A 12,779-nucleotide genomic window follows, 5' to 3' on the forward strand; every position below is an offset into this window, starting at 1 on the left:
ACGCTGAGTAGCCCGTGCACGTCGTCTTGGAAGGGGAGCCGGTGGCGCAGCCACCGGCTCGTTGGATCAGCGGCGGAAGCGCGGAATCACATGCTCGCCGTACTGGGCGATGATGTTCTCCTCGTCGCCGTTATCCAGGTAGATGTTGAAGTGGGTCATGCCCGCTTCTTGAAGCTTCTGCAGCTTGGCCACATGGTCTTCGGGCTGGCCCAGGACACAGAAACTCTCCACGATCTCGGGGGTGATGAAGTCGAGATAGGGGTTGTCGCTCTGGCCATGCTTGGAGTAGTCGTAGCCCTTGCGCTTCTCGATGTAGTCGGTGAGGCTCTTGGGCACCAGGCCGCTGTCGGTGCCGTACTTCTCGACGATGTCCGCCACGTGGTTGCCGACCATGGCCGGGAACCACTTGGTGGCCTCGATGCAGCTCTCCTTGTCGCCGAAGTACGCGGGAGCCGCGACGACGACCTTGTAGTCCGACATGTCGCGACCGGCTTCCTTGCCCGCCTTGAGCGCCTGGTTGCCCAGCCATTCGACCAGGTAGGTGTCGCCGATCTGCAGGATGACGCCGTCGCCCACTTCGCCGGCCGTCTTCAGGGCCTTGGGGCCGTAGGCGCCGATGTGCACGGGCAGCTCGTAGCCGTCGGCCCAGGGGAACTTGACCGGTTCCGGGCACTCGCCGTAGATCACTTCCTCGCCGCGCACCATCGCCTTGACCTTGTGGGTGAACTCGGCGACGCGCGCCAGCGGGGCGGGTTTCTTGCCCATGACGCGCACCGAGCTGTCGCCGCGCCCCAGGCCGATATCGAAGCGGCCGCCGCTCTGCTTGGCCAGGCTGCCGAACAGGCTGGCCGCCAGCGACCAGTCCCGAGCATTGGGATTGGTGACGCAGGGCGCGAAACGCATCTTCGTGGTGTGCTCCATGCACATGGCGATGGCCGGATAGCACTCCCGCCACAGGATGTGCGAGTCGTAGAACCAGCAGTAGTCGAAACCGACCTCCTCGGCCTGCTTGACCAGCTTGCGGGCGCGATCGGGGCTGACGAAGCCCTTGAAACAGATGCCGAATTCCATGGTTGTCTCCTCGTGTTGTGCTTGTTGGATGTTGCCGTTTCGAGGGGTATCTCAGGCGCCGGGCGCCCAGATACGGATACCCGCATGGGTAAAGGGAACCTTCTTGGAGATGTTGAGGCGGATCAGGATCGGGGTGATCGCCTCGATGCAGCGCGCGTTGACGGCAGGGCCGGCGTTGTAGGCGGCGACATCGAGCTGGCGAATCAGCTCGATCACCTTTTCCTTGGCTGCCAGGTCGTTGCCGCACACCAGGACGTCGCAGTTGATGGGGTGATCCAGTTGATTGAGGGTCGCCGCCGAAACGTTGTGCAGGGCGCCGACCACGGGGATCGCCTCGCCGAGCAGGGCCTGGGCGGCCTCGGTGGCCGAACCGGCGTCGGGCATGTCCACCTTCTTCGGGTCGCCATCGGCCAGTGGCACCACGATGTCGATCAGGATCTTGCCGGGCAGCAGGTCGCGGATCGCCTCGAGGGTGGCATCGTGGGCGGCGTAGGGAACGGCCAGGATCACCATCTCGTCGGCGGCCGCTACCGCGTCGCGTAGTGCCTTGCCGCTGATGCCGGCCCCACCGTCGAGCTGCACATTGAGCTCGTCGGCAATGCCCTGAGCGCGAGCCGCGTCGCGGGAACCGAGCACCACCGGCGTGCCGGCACGGGCGAAACGCAGGGCGAGCCCTCGGCCCTGAGGGCCGGTGCCGCCAAGAATTGCAATGCTCATCGAAACAGATCCTCTTGTTTTGGTCTGATCAGTTCGTTTGCCGAACTCTCTTCGGATTGCCAGTCGATGCCACGGAACAGCACGACCGGGGTCTTGTCGCTCTTGCCCATCACCAGGCCCGAGGCAGCGGCCAGCTCGTCGGCCAAGGCCGGCATGGTCACCGACAGCACGCGGCCGAAGGCGTCGCGTTCGCCGACCATGTCGATTCGGGCGGGGACGCGGGCCAGGCCAATGGCCACGTTGACCAGGCCCATGCGCCAGGGGCGGCCGAAGGTGTCGGTGACCACGATGCCGAGCCTTACGCCGAAGGCGGCCTCCAGGCGTTCGCACAGGCGGCGCGCACTGGCGTCGGGATCCACGGGAAGCAGGATGACGGTGTCCGCGGCGCCGACGTTGGATTCGTCCACGGCGGCGTTGGCGCAGATGAAGCCCAGGCGATGTTCGGCGATCAGGGTGCCCTCGTCCTGGTCGGGACGCTTCATGGCACGCACCACGCGGGTCGACTCGCCGAGGATGGCCTGCACCTTGCGCGGATCCTTGTTGACCCGCTCGGCGAGATCGTGGGCCTCGGCGCTCGGGGTGATATCGGCCAGGGCCACGACGCGTCCTTCGGCCTTGGAGATCACCTTGTGGGCGACGGCGAGAATGTCGCCGTCATGCAGGGTCATGTCCCGGCGCCGCAGGCTCTCGATCAGCACCTCGGCTAGATCGTCGCCCGGGTGGATGTCGGGGATGCCCGGCAGCGCGCGGAGAACGACGCCGTCGTCCATCAGTGCGTCGTCGGCCAGGCCGGCCATGGCATCATCCCGGTGGGTGTCGTGCACAGTTTCCATAGCGTCTTCAGCTCCTGCGGCGTCTCGCCGCCGTGATGCCGGATCAAGGTGTCCAGGGTGTCGAGGTCCGCGGGGGTATCGAGGTCGAAGCGCAGGTGGGTCAGCTCCAGCACTTGGCAGCTCAGGCCCAGGCGCAGGGCTGTCTCGCGATGCGCCTCGGCGGAGCGGGGGCCGAAACGGAACGGCAGCGCATCCGGCGGCGAGGTCAGCAGGGCGTTGGTGCCACCGTCGCTGGCCGGGCAGATCACTGCGCACGGGGCCGCGTCGAGGGTCTCGAGCAGCCGGCGGATTTCCCCTTCGTCGAGCTGGACGATGTCCGCGGGGACCAGCAACTGGGCCGAATAGCCGCGCCGGCGGGCCCATTCGGCAGCACGGTCTGCCGCCTGGGAGAGCCCGTCGGCTGCCGCTTCCTCGAGCACCATGGCGCCGTGGGCCTGCGCCAGCCGGCCGATCGCCGGAGACGCTGTGACCACCAGCCGATCGTGTTCGGGGAAGTGCCGAGCGAAAAAGTGCAGGGTGCGTTGACACAGGCGCTGGGCCAGGGCCGAGCGATGGTCCGGCGAGAGCGTGTTGCCCAGCCGGCTCTTGGCCAGGCCGAAGGCTTTGACCGGAATGACGATCAGCGGCTGCTCGGTCATGCCTCGACCTCCTCGCGGCGCAGGGCGCCGGCAAAGGCGAGGGTTTCCCCGGCCAGGCGCGCCTTCTCCTCGGCGTCGGTCATCAGCGTGTCCGTGGTCAACACCGTCACTCCCTCGGCCTCCAGGGCGGTGCGGTCGTCGCGGTCGCTCGCGTCGATCACCAGGCCATCGAGCAGGCCCGCATAGCTTTCGGCGACGCCCAGGTTGCTGCAGGGGTAGCCCATGGCGGTCAGCATGCGGTCCGCCGGACCCTTGACGGTGCGGCCGCCGATCAGCGGCGAGACCGCGACCCGCGTGGCGCGAGACGTCTCGATGGCGCGTCGAATGCCGGGCACGGCGAGGATGGGGGCGATGCTGACCACCGGATTGCTGGGGGCGATCAGCAGTACCTCGGCCGTCTCGATGGCTGCCAGGGCCTCGGAGGTCGGACGTGCCGTGGCAGCGCCCTCGAAGCGCACCTCGAGTACCTCGGGTCGGCAGCGCTCCCTGACGAAGTACTCCTGAAACGCCAGCCAGCCCTGCTCCGTTTTCACCGTCGTCTGCAGCGGATCGTCCGTGGGCAGCAGCAGGTCGATGTCCACGCCCAGGGATTCGGCGATGCGCTGGGCGATGGCGCTGGGGCGAACTCCCTGGTGCCGCAGTTGGGTGCGGAAGATGTGGGTCGCCATGTCCCGGTCGCCCAGCGACATCCAGGTGTCGCAGCCGAGGCGCTCGAGACCCGCCAGCACCCGGTGGCTCTCGTCGGCCAGGCCCCAGCCCTGCCGTCGGTCGATCAGGTTCGCCAGGCTGTAGGTCAGAGTGTCGATGTCCGGCGACACCCACAGGCCGTGGAACTCCTGGTCGTCGGCCACGTTGCCGATGATCGACAGCCGTTCGGGCGAGCAGACGGCCGCCAGCCCCTCGGCCAGCTTGGCGCCTCCCACGCCGCCGGCCAGCAGGGTGACGCGGGGCGTCATGCCAGGCCTCCAGCGGCACGGCGAAGGGTTGGCGTGGCGGCGAGTTCGTCGAAGGTCTCTACCGTCTGGTAGAGGGTGTTGCGCCGTACCGGGCGGCGACCCATTTCGCGGATCATGTCGGCCATCTCCTCGGGCAGCATCTCCTGGCCGTGCTGGCCGCCGGCGGCTCGCGAAATGCTCTCGTTCATCAGGGTGCCGCCCAGGTCGTTGACCCCGGCCGCCAGCATCTGGCGAGCGAGTTCCGGGCCCAGCTTCACCCAGGAGGCCTGAATGTTGTCGATCCAGCCGTCGAGCATCAGGCGCGCCACTGCATGCATGCGAATGTGCTCTAGCCGTGTCGGGCCAGGGCGCACGCCTTCGTGCTCGAGAAACAGGGCCGTCTTGTAGTGCACGAACCCGAGCGGCACGAATTCGGTGAATCCACCGGTGCGCTTCTGGATGTCGCGCAGCAGGGCGATGTGCGCCGCCCAGTGCTCGGGACCGTCGATATGGCCGTACATGATGGTGGAGGTGGTGGGCAGGCCTTCCTCGTGGGCCGTGGTGATGATCTCCACCCACTGGTCGGTGGTCAGCTTGTCGCGGGTCAGCTGCTTGCGCACCTCGGTGTCGAGGATCTCGGCAGCGGTACCCGGCATGGAGCCCAGACCGTTGTCCACCAGGTCGCGAATGAAATCGCGGTAGGAGAGACGGCTCTTGTGCGCGCCGAACCAGATCTCGAAGGGCGAGAAGGCGTGGATGTGCATGTCCGGCAAGGCTCGCTTGATGGCCTTGAGCATGTCCCGGTAGAAGTGGCCCGGAACGTTCGGATGCAGGCCGCCCTGGATGCACACTTCGGTGGCGCCCCGGTCCCAGGCCTCCTGAGCGCGGCGCACGATCTCGTCGAGGTCGAAGAACTCCGCCTCGGGGTCGTCCTTGCGCTTGGCGAAATTGCAGAAACGACACCCCATGTAGCAGACGTTGGTGTAGTTGATGTTGCGGGTGATCACGAAGGTGGCATCGTCGCCCACCCGGCGCCGACGGATCTCGTCGGCGGTGGCCGTCAGGGCGTCCAGGTCGGCGCCCTCGACCTGGAAGAGGTGTACCGCGTCAGCCTCGCTGAGCTCCCGTCCCGCCAGCACGCTCTCCAGCATGTGCCGCGTTTTGCGACTCACTCTGTGGCTGGCCAGTTCTGCCGGTTGGCGATCGAACGCTCGTAGCTGTGCTGTGGTTGTCGTCATTGGGTGTCTCCTGTTCTGGGTCGCGGTCTCAGACGCACTGCTGCAGTGCCAGGCCGTCTTCGCGCACGATGTCGTCGAGCCGTTCGGCGAGGGGGGCGGCCAGGAAGCGCTGTGGCTCCTTCAGGTAGCGCGGATAGACGGCCAGGCGCTCCTCCAGGCCGTAGCCGCAGCGCGCGGTGGCCTGGCGCAGGGCCTCGATCTGGGGCCAGGCGCGTTCCGGGTTGATGTGATCGATGGTCACCGGCGAGATGCCGCCCCAGTCGTTGATGCCCGCGCCGATGTAGGCGGAGAAGCGCGATTCGAGATTGGGAGGCGCCTGGAGGCTGATGGAGGGATCCAGCGTCAGGCGAGCTAGCACCAGGGTGCGGACCATGTCGTCCAGGTCGGGTTCCGGATGATTGGCCATGGCCGTCCCCGGCTTGGCGCGGAAGTTCTGCACGATCACTTCCTGGATGTGGCCGTAATGGCGATGCTGGGCGTTGATGGCCTGCAGGCTGTCGACACGCTCTTCCCAGGTCTCACCGATGCCGATGAGGATGCCGGTGGTGAAGGGCACGTCGTGCTGGCCGGCCCGCTCCAGCGTGCGCAGGCGCTGGGTCGGTACCTTGTCGGGACAGGCGTAATGGGCCTGGCCGCGCTGCAAGAGTCGGCGGCTGACGTTCTCCAGCATCATGCCCATGCTGACGCTGACCGGCTTGAGACGGGCGACCTCTTCATCGGAGAGCGTGCCGGCGTTGACATGGGGAAGCAGCGAAGTCTCGTCCAGCACGCGGCGGCACATCTCGATCAGGTAATCGATCATGCTCACGTGGCCGAGCCTCGCCAGGGCCTCGCGGGCTTCCGGATAGCGCAGCTCCGGCTTTTCGCCGAGGCTGAACAGAACCTCCTTGCAGCCCAGCCGCTCGCCCTCCCTGACCACGGCCATGACCTCATCCGGCGTCATGATCCGCGCGTTGGGCGAGCCCGGTTTCTGGACGAAGGTGCAGTAGCCGCAATCATCGCGGCACATGTTGGTGAGGGGAACGAAGACCTTGCGCGAGTAGGTCAGCGTCTTGCCCCAGCGATCGTCGCGCAGCCGGGCTGCATGCCGGGTCAGGTCGTCGAATTCACCGGGGGACGCCGTTTTCAGCGCCAGGGCTTCCGGGCGGGTCAGCATGGTCATCGGCGCTCCTGTTGTTGTTGTGCGCTCATGACTGTTTTTACCAGTCGGTAAAGAAGACCCTAGACCAGGTTTTGCCGTTTGGTCAAATTTTGACTCGAGACGCCATGAAACCGACGAGTTATGCCGTTGAGTGCCGGGCCGAACGCCAGCTGATGGGGGGTTGCCACTGGTGATGCCAATCCAGCAGTGCCGCGGCCGGCATGGGGCGGGCGATACCGAACCCCTGGGCTTCCGGGCAACCCAGCTCGATGAGCCGGCAACCCTGGGCTTCCGTCTCCACGCCTTCAGCGATGACTCGGAAATCGAAGGCCTTGGCCAGCCCGATGATGCCCTTGACGATGGCTTGATCGCCGCGGTCCTCGAGCATGTCGCGGATGAAGGTGCGGTCGATCTTGAGACGTTCGGCGGGCAGGTACTTGAGGTACTCCAGGGCGGCATAGCCAGTACCGAAGTCGTCCAGCGAGACGCCTACTCCGAGCGCTCGACATTCGCGGATCACTTCGCCGGCACGCTGGATGTCGCCGATGGCGGCACTTTCCAGGATCTCCAGCTCCAGGCCGTTGGTTGGCAGCGTGGGGTGGCGGGCCAGATGGCGGCGCAAGGAGGCGACGAAGTTGGGCTGCTGCAGCTGCAGGGCGCTGATGTTGACGCTGACGGTGAGCGTAAGCCCTTGTCGGTGCCAACGTTCGATCTGCTCCAGGGCCGTCTCGATGACCCAGTGGCCGATGGTGATCGAGATCGGATGCTGTTCGATGGTGGGTAGGAACTCGCCGGGCGGAACCATGCCTCGTCGGGGGTCCTGCCAGCGCAGCAGCGCCTCGGCGCCGATGAGTCGGCCGCTGCTCAGATCCACCTTGGGCTGATAGTGAAGCTGCAGCTCGTGGTTCGCCAGGGCCGTTTCCAGACGCTGCACCAAGCGGGACAGGGCCGCCTGGTGGCGCTCTTGCTGTGGGTCGAACCACTGCAGGCGCTGGCGTCCATTGAGTTTGGCCTGGTGCAGCGCCTGGTGGGCGTGGCGCAGCAGCGTGTCGGCATCGACGCCATCCTCGGGAAAGGCGGTGGCGCCGAAGCTGGCCGAGCAGCGCACGGTGACATCGCCGATGCACAGCGGGCTGGACGTTTCCTGCTGGAGGCGCTGCAGGACGGTCTCGGCTTCCTGCACCGTGCCCAGTTCTTCGATGACGACAACGAATTCGTCGCCGCCCAGGCGGGCCAGGGTGTCGCCGTCGCGCAGGGCGGCATGCAGGCGCTTGGCCAGCAGCTCCAGTACGCGATCGCCCAGCGCATGGCCGTGGCTCTCGTTGAGCGTCTTGAAGTCGTCGAGGTCGATGGCAACCACGACGAGCTCCTTGTCGGTGCGTCGGCTCGTGGCGATGGCGTGTTGCAGCCGATCGCTGAGCAGCATGCGGTTGGGCAGGCCGGTGAGCGGGTCGTGGTAGGCACTGTGCTCCAACTGCCGCTGATGCTCGCTGGCCCGGTCGGTGATGTCGGAGAAGACCGCCACGTAGTTCTGCAACTTGCCGCGTTCGTCGTGCACGGCGTTGATGGTCAACAGCTCGGCATACACTTCGCCGTTCTTGCGGCGGTTCCAGATCTCGCCCTGCCAGGAGCCGGAGCTGGTCAGTTGCTGCCACAGCGCTCGGTAGAAGGCGTCGTCCTGGCGGCCCGACTGCAGGATGCGCGGGTTCTTGCCGATGGCTTCGTCGCGGGAATAGCCGGTGATGCGGGTGAAGGCGTCGTTGAGGTCGAGGATCGTGGCGCTGGGATCGGTGACCGTGATGCCGTCCTGGGTGTGCTGGAAGACGTTGGCGGCCAGCGTCAGCCGCGCCTGGATGTGGCGCAGGATCAGAAACGACAGCCCCACCGTGGCCAGCGCCACCAGCAGTGTCACGGCCAGGTATTTGGCCAGGTCGATGCGAGCCTTCTCCTGCAGGCGCTGGGCCGTGGCGAGAATGTCGTTGGCCAGCCCATCCTCCACCGCCTTGATGGTCTCGATCTTGGCAGTCTGCCAGGTGAACCACTGCTCGGGGGCGGGCCCCGACGAGACGGACCCCGGCTGTTCCAGCAAGCGCTCGCGGAAGGCGTTCAGGGGTTGCAGCTCGGGCTGGCTCAGTGCCGAGAACAGGCGCTCCCGGGGTGACGTGTCGGCCAGGCCGTTGAACGTGGTCAGGTAGGCGGCCTGCTGGCCGACCAGTTCCACCGTGCGGCGGTACATGGCGGGTGAGAGCGCATTCTCGGCCAGAGCGTCGGAGAGCGTCGCACGCTCTAGGCCAGCCAGCTCCTTGGCCATCAGCAGGGCGTGGTAGGCGCCCAGGCGACGGTTGATGGTGCCTTCGTCGGTCAGGTGCGTGAGCCGGCCGACCAGGACATTGAGCTCCCGGGTGATTCGCGTGTAATGGCTGACGGCGTCCTGGCTGGTGATGGTCAGCGCATCGGTGCGTTGGCGCAGCGCATCGACATCCTGGAACAGTGCGGTGACGGATTCGAGGTCGCGCAGGAAGCTCAGATAGCGGCTTTCGGCCTGGGGCATGTCCTGGGGCAGCGCATAGCGACTGGTCCTTTCCATCAGCCGCGACTGGGTGCTCAGGGCATCGATGTCGACCGCTTCCAGGTGCTCGATGAATCGAGCGACCTGTCGGTCGACGCTGTCGCGTGCGGCGACGATCCGCTCGCTGAAATGGCGCCCGGCGCTGCCCAACAGCCCGGCGCTCATGCCGCGTTCTACCTGGAGGACGTGAACCAGCTCACCGGCTTCGACGGCCAGGCGAGTGAGCGACTCCAGCTCCGCCATGTTGACGGCCAGTTTCTGGCGCTCGATGGCCCCCGAGAAGGCGAGCCAGAACAGGGCTGCCAGCGGCAGGCCGAGAGCGATGACGAAGCGGGCCTCCAGGGAGAGGCGATTGAAGAACGACAGCATGTGACGAGATTCTCTGGGCCGGACGCGCAGCGCACGGCGGTGGGCTTGGGCACAAGGCGATGTCTCGTCGACAGGGAGGGGGCGTCGAGGTGGAGCGGACGGGCTCGGCGGATGGTTGGTTTTTATGGCCGAACCCGGTCATTTTGGCAATGGTCGGGCAAGTCCGACAGGTTGCCAGGATAGCCGATTCCGGAGGCGTTGACTGCACCTGGCGGGCTGTCGACGGGCGACATCGACAGGCAGAGCCGCAGAGATGGAGTGGAGTGTCGCGTATGGAGAGCAGAAGGAGAAGTGGCGTATCCTGTCGATGGGGCGCACCAGACCACAGCTCACGGCTAGCGAGGTGCCGCCGCTGATCGTGTGCAGCGACGGCCGTGAGGCGGTCTGCCACGCTTTGGAGAGGAGCGTATCGAGTGATACTGACGGCCATGGAAGCGCTTTCGCCGCTCTCGGGCGGTGCCAACCTGGTGCTGCTGGCGCTGTCCACCCTCACCTCGGCCATTACCGCGGCGCTGGGCGTGGGGGGCGGCGTGCTGATGATCATGGCGCTGGCTCAGGTGATGCCAGCGGCAGCGGTGATTCCGGTGCACGGCATGGTGCAGCTGGGCTCCAACGTGGGACGGGTGGCGCTCACCTGGCGTCACGTCGACCGTGCCGTGATGGCCGCCTTCGTGCCTGGTGTGGTGCTCGGCGCGCTGCTCGCTGCCTGGCTGCTGGTGCGCCTGCCGCCGGGAGTGCTGGAGCTGTGCATCGCCGCCTTCGTGCTCTACTCCTGCTGGGGCTGGGGGCTACCCAAGCGCGCCCTGGGCGGCGCCGGCACCTTCGTGGCCGGGACGGCCACCACGGTGCTTTCCAATTTCGTGGGAGCCAGCGGCCCGCTGGTGGCGGCGTTCATCAAGGAGGGGCGAGCCGAGCGGCTGCCGCGGGTGGCCACCTTCTCCGCCTGCATGACCGTGCAGCACCTACCCAAGGCGATCATCTTCGGGGCGGCGGGCTTCGTGTTCCGCGACTGGCTGGCCTTCATCCTGGCGATGGTCGCGGCCGGCTTCGTGGGCACCTGGCTGGGCCTGCGGCTGATGCAGAGGGTCAGCGACCGGCGCTTCGATGCGCTCTTCAAATGGGTGCTGACGCTGCTCGCCCTGCGCCTGATCTGGCTGGGTGGCCAGCGCCTGTGGGGGGGCTGAAGGGCGTGCAGGCGGTCCTCGTGCGAGACATGGGGAATCGTCTCATCCCTTCGCGGGTCTCAGAGTCGTGGTGTCACCGCCGATTCGCAAAGAGGAGACTGACATGCAGCACTGGGCAAGGTGTCTCGTTGCGGTGGTTCTGTTCGGGGGGCTAAGCGGCTGTGCCGGTATCCAGGATTCGCGCGAGAGGGCCATCGAGCTGCGCCCGGACGAATCCTACGAGGTGATGGCGCCGGGGGCCTATCTTTTCACCTTCACGCTAGACACCCGTTCGCGGGTGGTGCTGGAAAGCGAGACCCGACCCGGTGATTTCGTCAGTTCGCCGGCCGGCGTGCTGCTCGACAGCGAGGGGCGGGAGGTCGCCCGCGACTGGACCAGCGGGCGCGGCAGCAATTTCCGCATCGAAGAAGAGTTGCCGGCCGGCACCTGGTATCTGCGCACCCGCGACCCGCATGCGTGTCTCTCCGTGCGCCACTGCACGGATCGCGACAACCGCTATCGGGTGCATTTCAGGCTGGATGAGATGCCCTGAGAAGGGGCGCTCAGCCCGTCTGGAGTGCACGCCGACGACCGATACGTTCCCACGCCTTCTCATGAAAGAAGTAGGCCACGGTGTTCGCCGCGGGTTCTATCAGGGCGACCATGCCGCCGAGCACCCAGCTGCCGGTGAGCAGGTAAGTGACGCTGAAGGCCACGCAGAAGTGCACGAGGGCGAAGGTGGCGGTCTTCTTCACGGCATAGCTCCAGGAGTGAGAATCATGTGCATAGCCTAGAACGGCATGGGCGATGATTGAAACGGATTGCCTGGATGGTTTCGATAGCTTCATACAATGGTTATGCCAGGCTTCCCGCTCGTCGATGAGCGGGTCAGACCAAGGCCTCCCGTGGCTGCCACTCTCCGGGCGCGGCCTTGCGCAAGAATTCGAGCAAAGCGGTGACGCGGCGTGGCCGCTGGCCATAGGGGTAGAGCAGGGTGACCGGTAACGGCTCCGGCTGCCAAGCCGGCAGGCAGGGGGTGAGTTCGCCGGGATGGTGCTTCTCGCGGGCAGCCACCAGCCAATCCGGCAGCATGCCGATTCCACGGCCATGGGCGATGGGGTCCATGTGCAGTACCGGCATGTCGACCCGTAGTCGTGAGCACGGCGGACGAAACTGGAAACATCCCTGCGTGGCGTGATGCAGGGTCAGGCCCTCGTGGGTAGTGCCCAGCAAGTCGATCCAGGCGTGGTGGGCCAGTTCGCGGGGGTGTCGGGGTGCACCGTGATGCGCGAGATAGTCGGGATTGGCATAAAGCCGCCGCGTCAGCCGGCCCAGCGACTCCTGCTTGAGCCCCGAGGCCGGCAGCTCGCCCACCCATACGTGCACGCAGTGGCTGTCCGGCGCGTTGGGCGCATGCCCTCGGGTGTGCAGGGTCAGCTCCACATCCGGATGGCGGGTCAGAAAAGCGTCGATCACCGGGGCTGCCCAGCTACGCGCCAGGGTAGAGTGGACCTCGAGGGTCAGGCGTCCGCTGATCGCCTCGGAGAGTTCGGCCAGCGCCTCGCGGCTTCGGTTGGCCAGGGCCAGCATCTCCTGGCAGTAGTCGTGAAACAGCAGTCCCGCTTCGGTGGGAATCAGCCGATTGGCCTGGCGGCGCAGCAGGGGCTGGCCCAGCCGCGCTTCCAGCTGGCTGATGCGCCGGCTCAGTGTCGATTTGGCCAGTCCCTGCTCTTGTGCGCTGCGCGTCAGGCTGCCGGTGGCCATCACCGCATCGAAGGCGGCCAGTTCGTCGAAGTCGTGCATAGGGAGTGACCCAGGAAGAAACGACAGGCGCATTCTGCCAGCAAAGCGAGAAGATGAAAATTCTTTGCTGTTGTCGTCGAGTTTCGTTCGCTTCTCTATGCGGTGGCGATGCTCCAGCCGCTATCTAGAGAAGAAAGCTACCGCAAACCGTGCGTCGTCGATATTGCCGAGTCGGCGGCGCTGCGGTCGTTGCGAAATCCTGGATGGCCCGTTCCGGCCGGTTCGTTCGGTTTCATGAGATAATGATATGGATTCGCATTAACAGCGAAGCCGGATCATTTCAGTGGAACCGAAGGAGAACG

General features: G+C 66.2%; 12 protein-coding genes. 2 read left to right on the plus strand and 10 right to left on the minus strand.

Going from position 1 to position 12,779, the window contains the following annotated elements:
- Positions 1-66 precede the first annotated feature (66 nt).
- From BLP96_RS03380 to BLP96_RS03415, 8 genes are all read right to left on the minus strand, one after another.
- The gene (locus BLP96_RS03380; protein ID WP_089683073.1) at positions 67-1,071 is read right to left on the minus strand and encodes a TIGR03842 family LLM class F420-dependent oxidoreductase; all 1,005 of its coding nucleotides are present in this window, start codon (positions 1,069-1,071) and stop codon (positions 67-69) included.
- 51 nt (positions 1,072-1,122) lie between these two features.
- Positions 1,123-1,788, minus strand: a complete 666-nt coding sequence (gene npdG, locus BLP96_RS03385; RefSeq protein ID WP_089683075.1) for an NADPH-dependent F420 reductase — start codon at positions 1,786-1,788, stop codon at positions 1,123-1,125.
- Entirely contained in the window at positions 1,785-2,621 is an 837-nt protein-coding gene (cofE, locus tag BLP96_RS03390) for a coenzyme F420-0:L-glutamate ligase (protein ID WP_245682146.1), read from the minus strand. Before cofE ends, npdG begins: the two co-directional genes overlap by 4 nt.
- On the minus strand, positions 2,558-3,259 hold the full coding sequence (gene cofC / locus BLP96_RS03395) for a 2-phospho-L-lactate guanylyltransferase (RefSeq protein ID WP_089683077.1): 702 nt from the start codon (positions 3,257-3,259) through the stop codon (positions 2,558-2,560). The genes cofE and cofC overlap by 64 nt, the downstream gene beginning before the upstream one ends.
- On the minus strand, positions 3,256-4,215 hold the full coding sequence (gene cofD / locus BLP96_RS03400) for a 2-phospho-L-lactate transferase (RefSeq protein ID WP_089683079.1): 960 nt from the start codon (positions 4,213-4,215) through the stop codon (positions 3,256-3,258). Before cofD ends, cofC begins: the two co-directional genes overlap by 4 nt.
- A complete protein-coding gene (gene cofH, locus BLP96_RS03405; RefSeq protein WP_089683080.1) occupies positions 4,212-5,432 on the minus strand; it encodes a 5-amino-6-(D-ribitylamino)uracil--L-tyrosine 4-hydroxyphenyl transferase CofH in 1,221 nt (406 codons plus the stop codon). The genes cofD and cofH overlap by 4 nt, the downstream gene beginning before the upstream one ends.
- 28 nt (positions 5,433-5,460) lie before the next feature.
- Positions 5,461-6,594, minus strand: a complete 1,134-nt coding sequence (cofG, locus tag BLP96_RS03410; protein ID WP_245682147.1) for a 7,8-didemethyl-8-hydroxy-5-deazariboflavin synthase CofG — start codon at positions 6,592-6,594, stop codon at positions 5,461-5,463.
- Between the two features lie 118 nt (positions 6,595-6,712).
- Positions 6,713-9,511 (minus strand): EAL domain-containing protein, encoded by a 2,799-nt coding sequence (locus tag BLP96_RS03415; RefSeq protein WP_089683082.1) that lies wholly within the window; start codon positions 9,509-9,511, stop codon positions 6,713-6,715.
- 413 nt (positions 9,512-9,924) lie between these two features.
- Between BLP96_RS03415 and BLP96_RS03420 the strand changes: the two genes are divergently transcribed.
- Together BLP96_RS03420 and BLP96_RS03425 are read left to right on the plus strand one after the other, a co-directional pair.
- A complete protein-coding gene (locus tag BLP96_RS03420; RefSeq protein WP_245682148.1) occupies positions 9,925-10,695 on the plus strand; it encodes a sulfite exporter TauE/SafE family protein in 771 nt (256 codons plus the stop codon).
- A gap of 103 nt (positions 10,696-10,798) precedes the next feature.
- A complete protein-coding gene (locus BLP96_RS03425) occupies positions 10,799-11,227 on the plus strand; it encodes a hypothetical protein (RefSeq protein ID WP_089683084.1) in 429 nt (142 codons plus the stop codon).
- A 10-nt stretch (positions 11,228-11,237) separates the two neighbouring features.
- On the opposite strand, the gene BLP96_RS03430 is transcribed toward BLP96_RS03425, so the two are convergent.
- Positions 11,238-11,429, minus strand: a complete 192-nt coding sequence (locus BLP96_RS03430; RefSeq protein ID WP_089683086.1) for a DUF2061 domain-containing protein — start codon at positions 11,427-11,429, stop codon at positions 11,238-11,240.
- Positions 11,430-11,562: 133 nt separating this feature from the next.
- Complete coding sequence (locus BLP96_RS03435) at positions 11,563-12,477, minus strand: LysR family transcriptional regulator (protein ID WP_089683088.1); 915 nt, start codon at positions 12,475-12,477, stop codon at positions 11,563-11,565.
- Positions 12,478-12,779: the final 302 nt, after the last annotated feature.

The organism is Billgrantia gudaonensis, from assembly GCF_900100195.1.
GTDB classification, from domain to species: Bacteria; Pseudomonadota; Gammaproteobacteria; order Pseudomonadales; family Halomonadaceae; genus Halomonas; species Halomonas gudaonensis.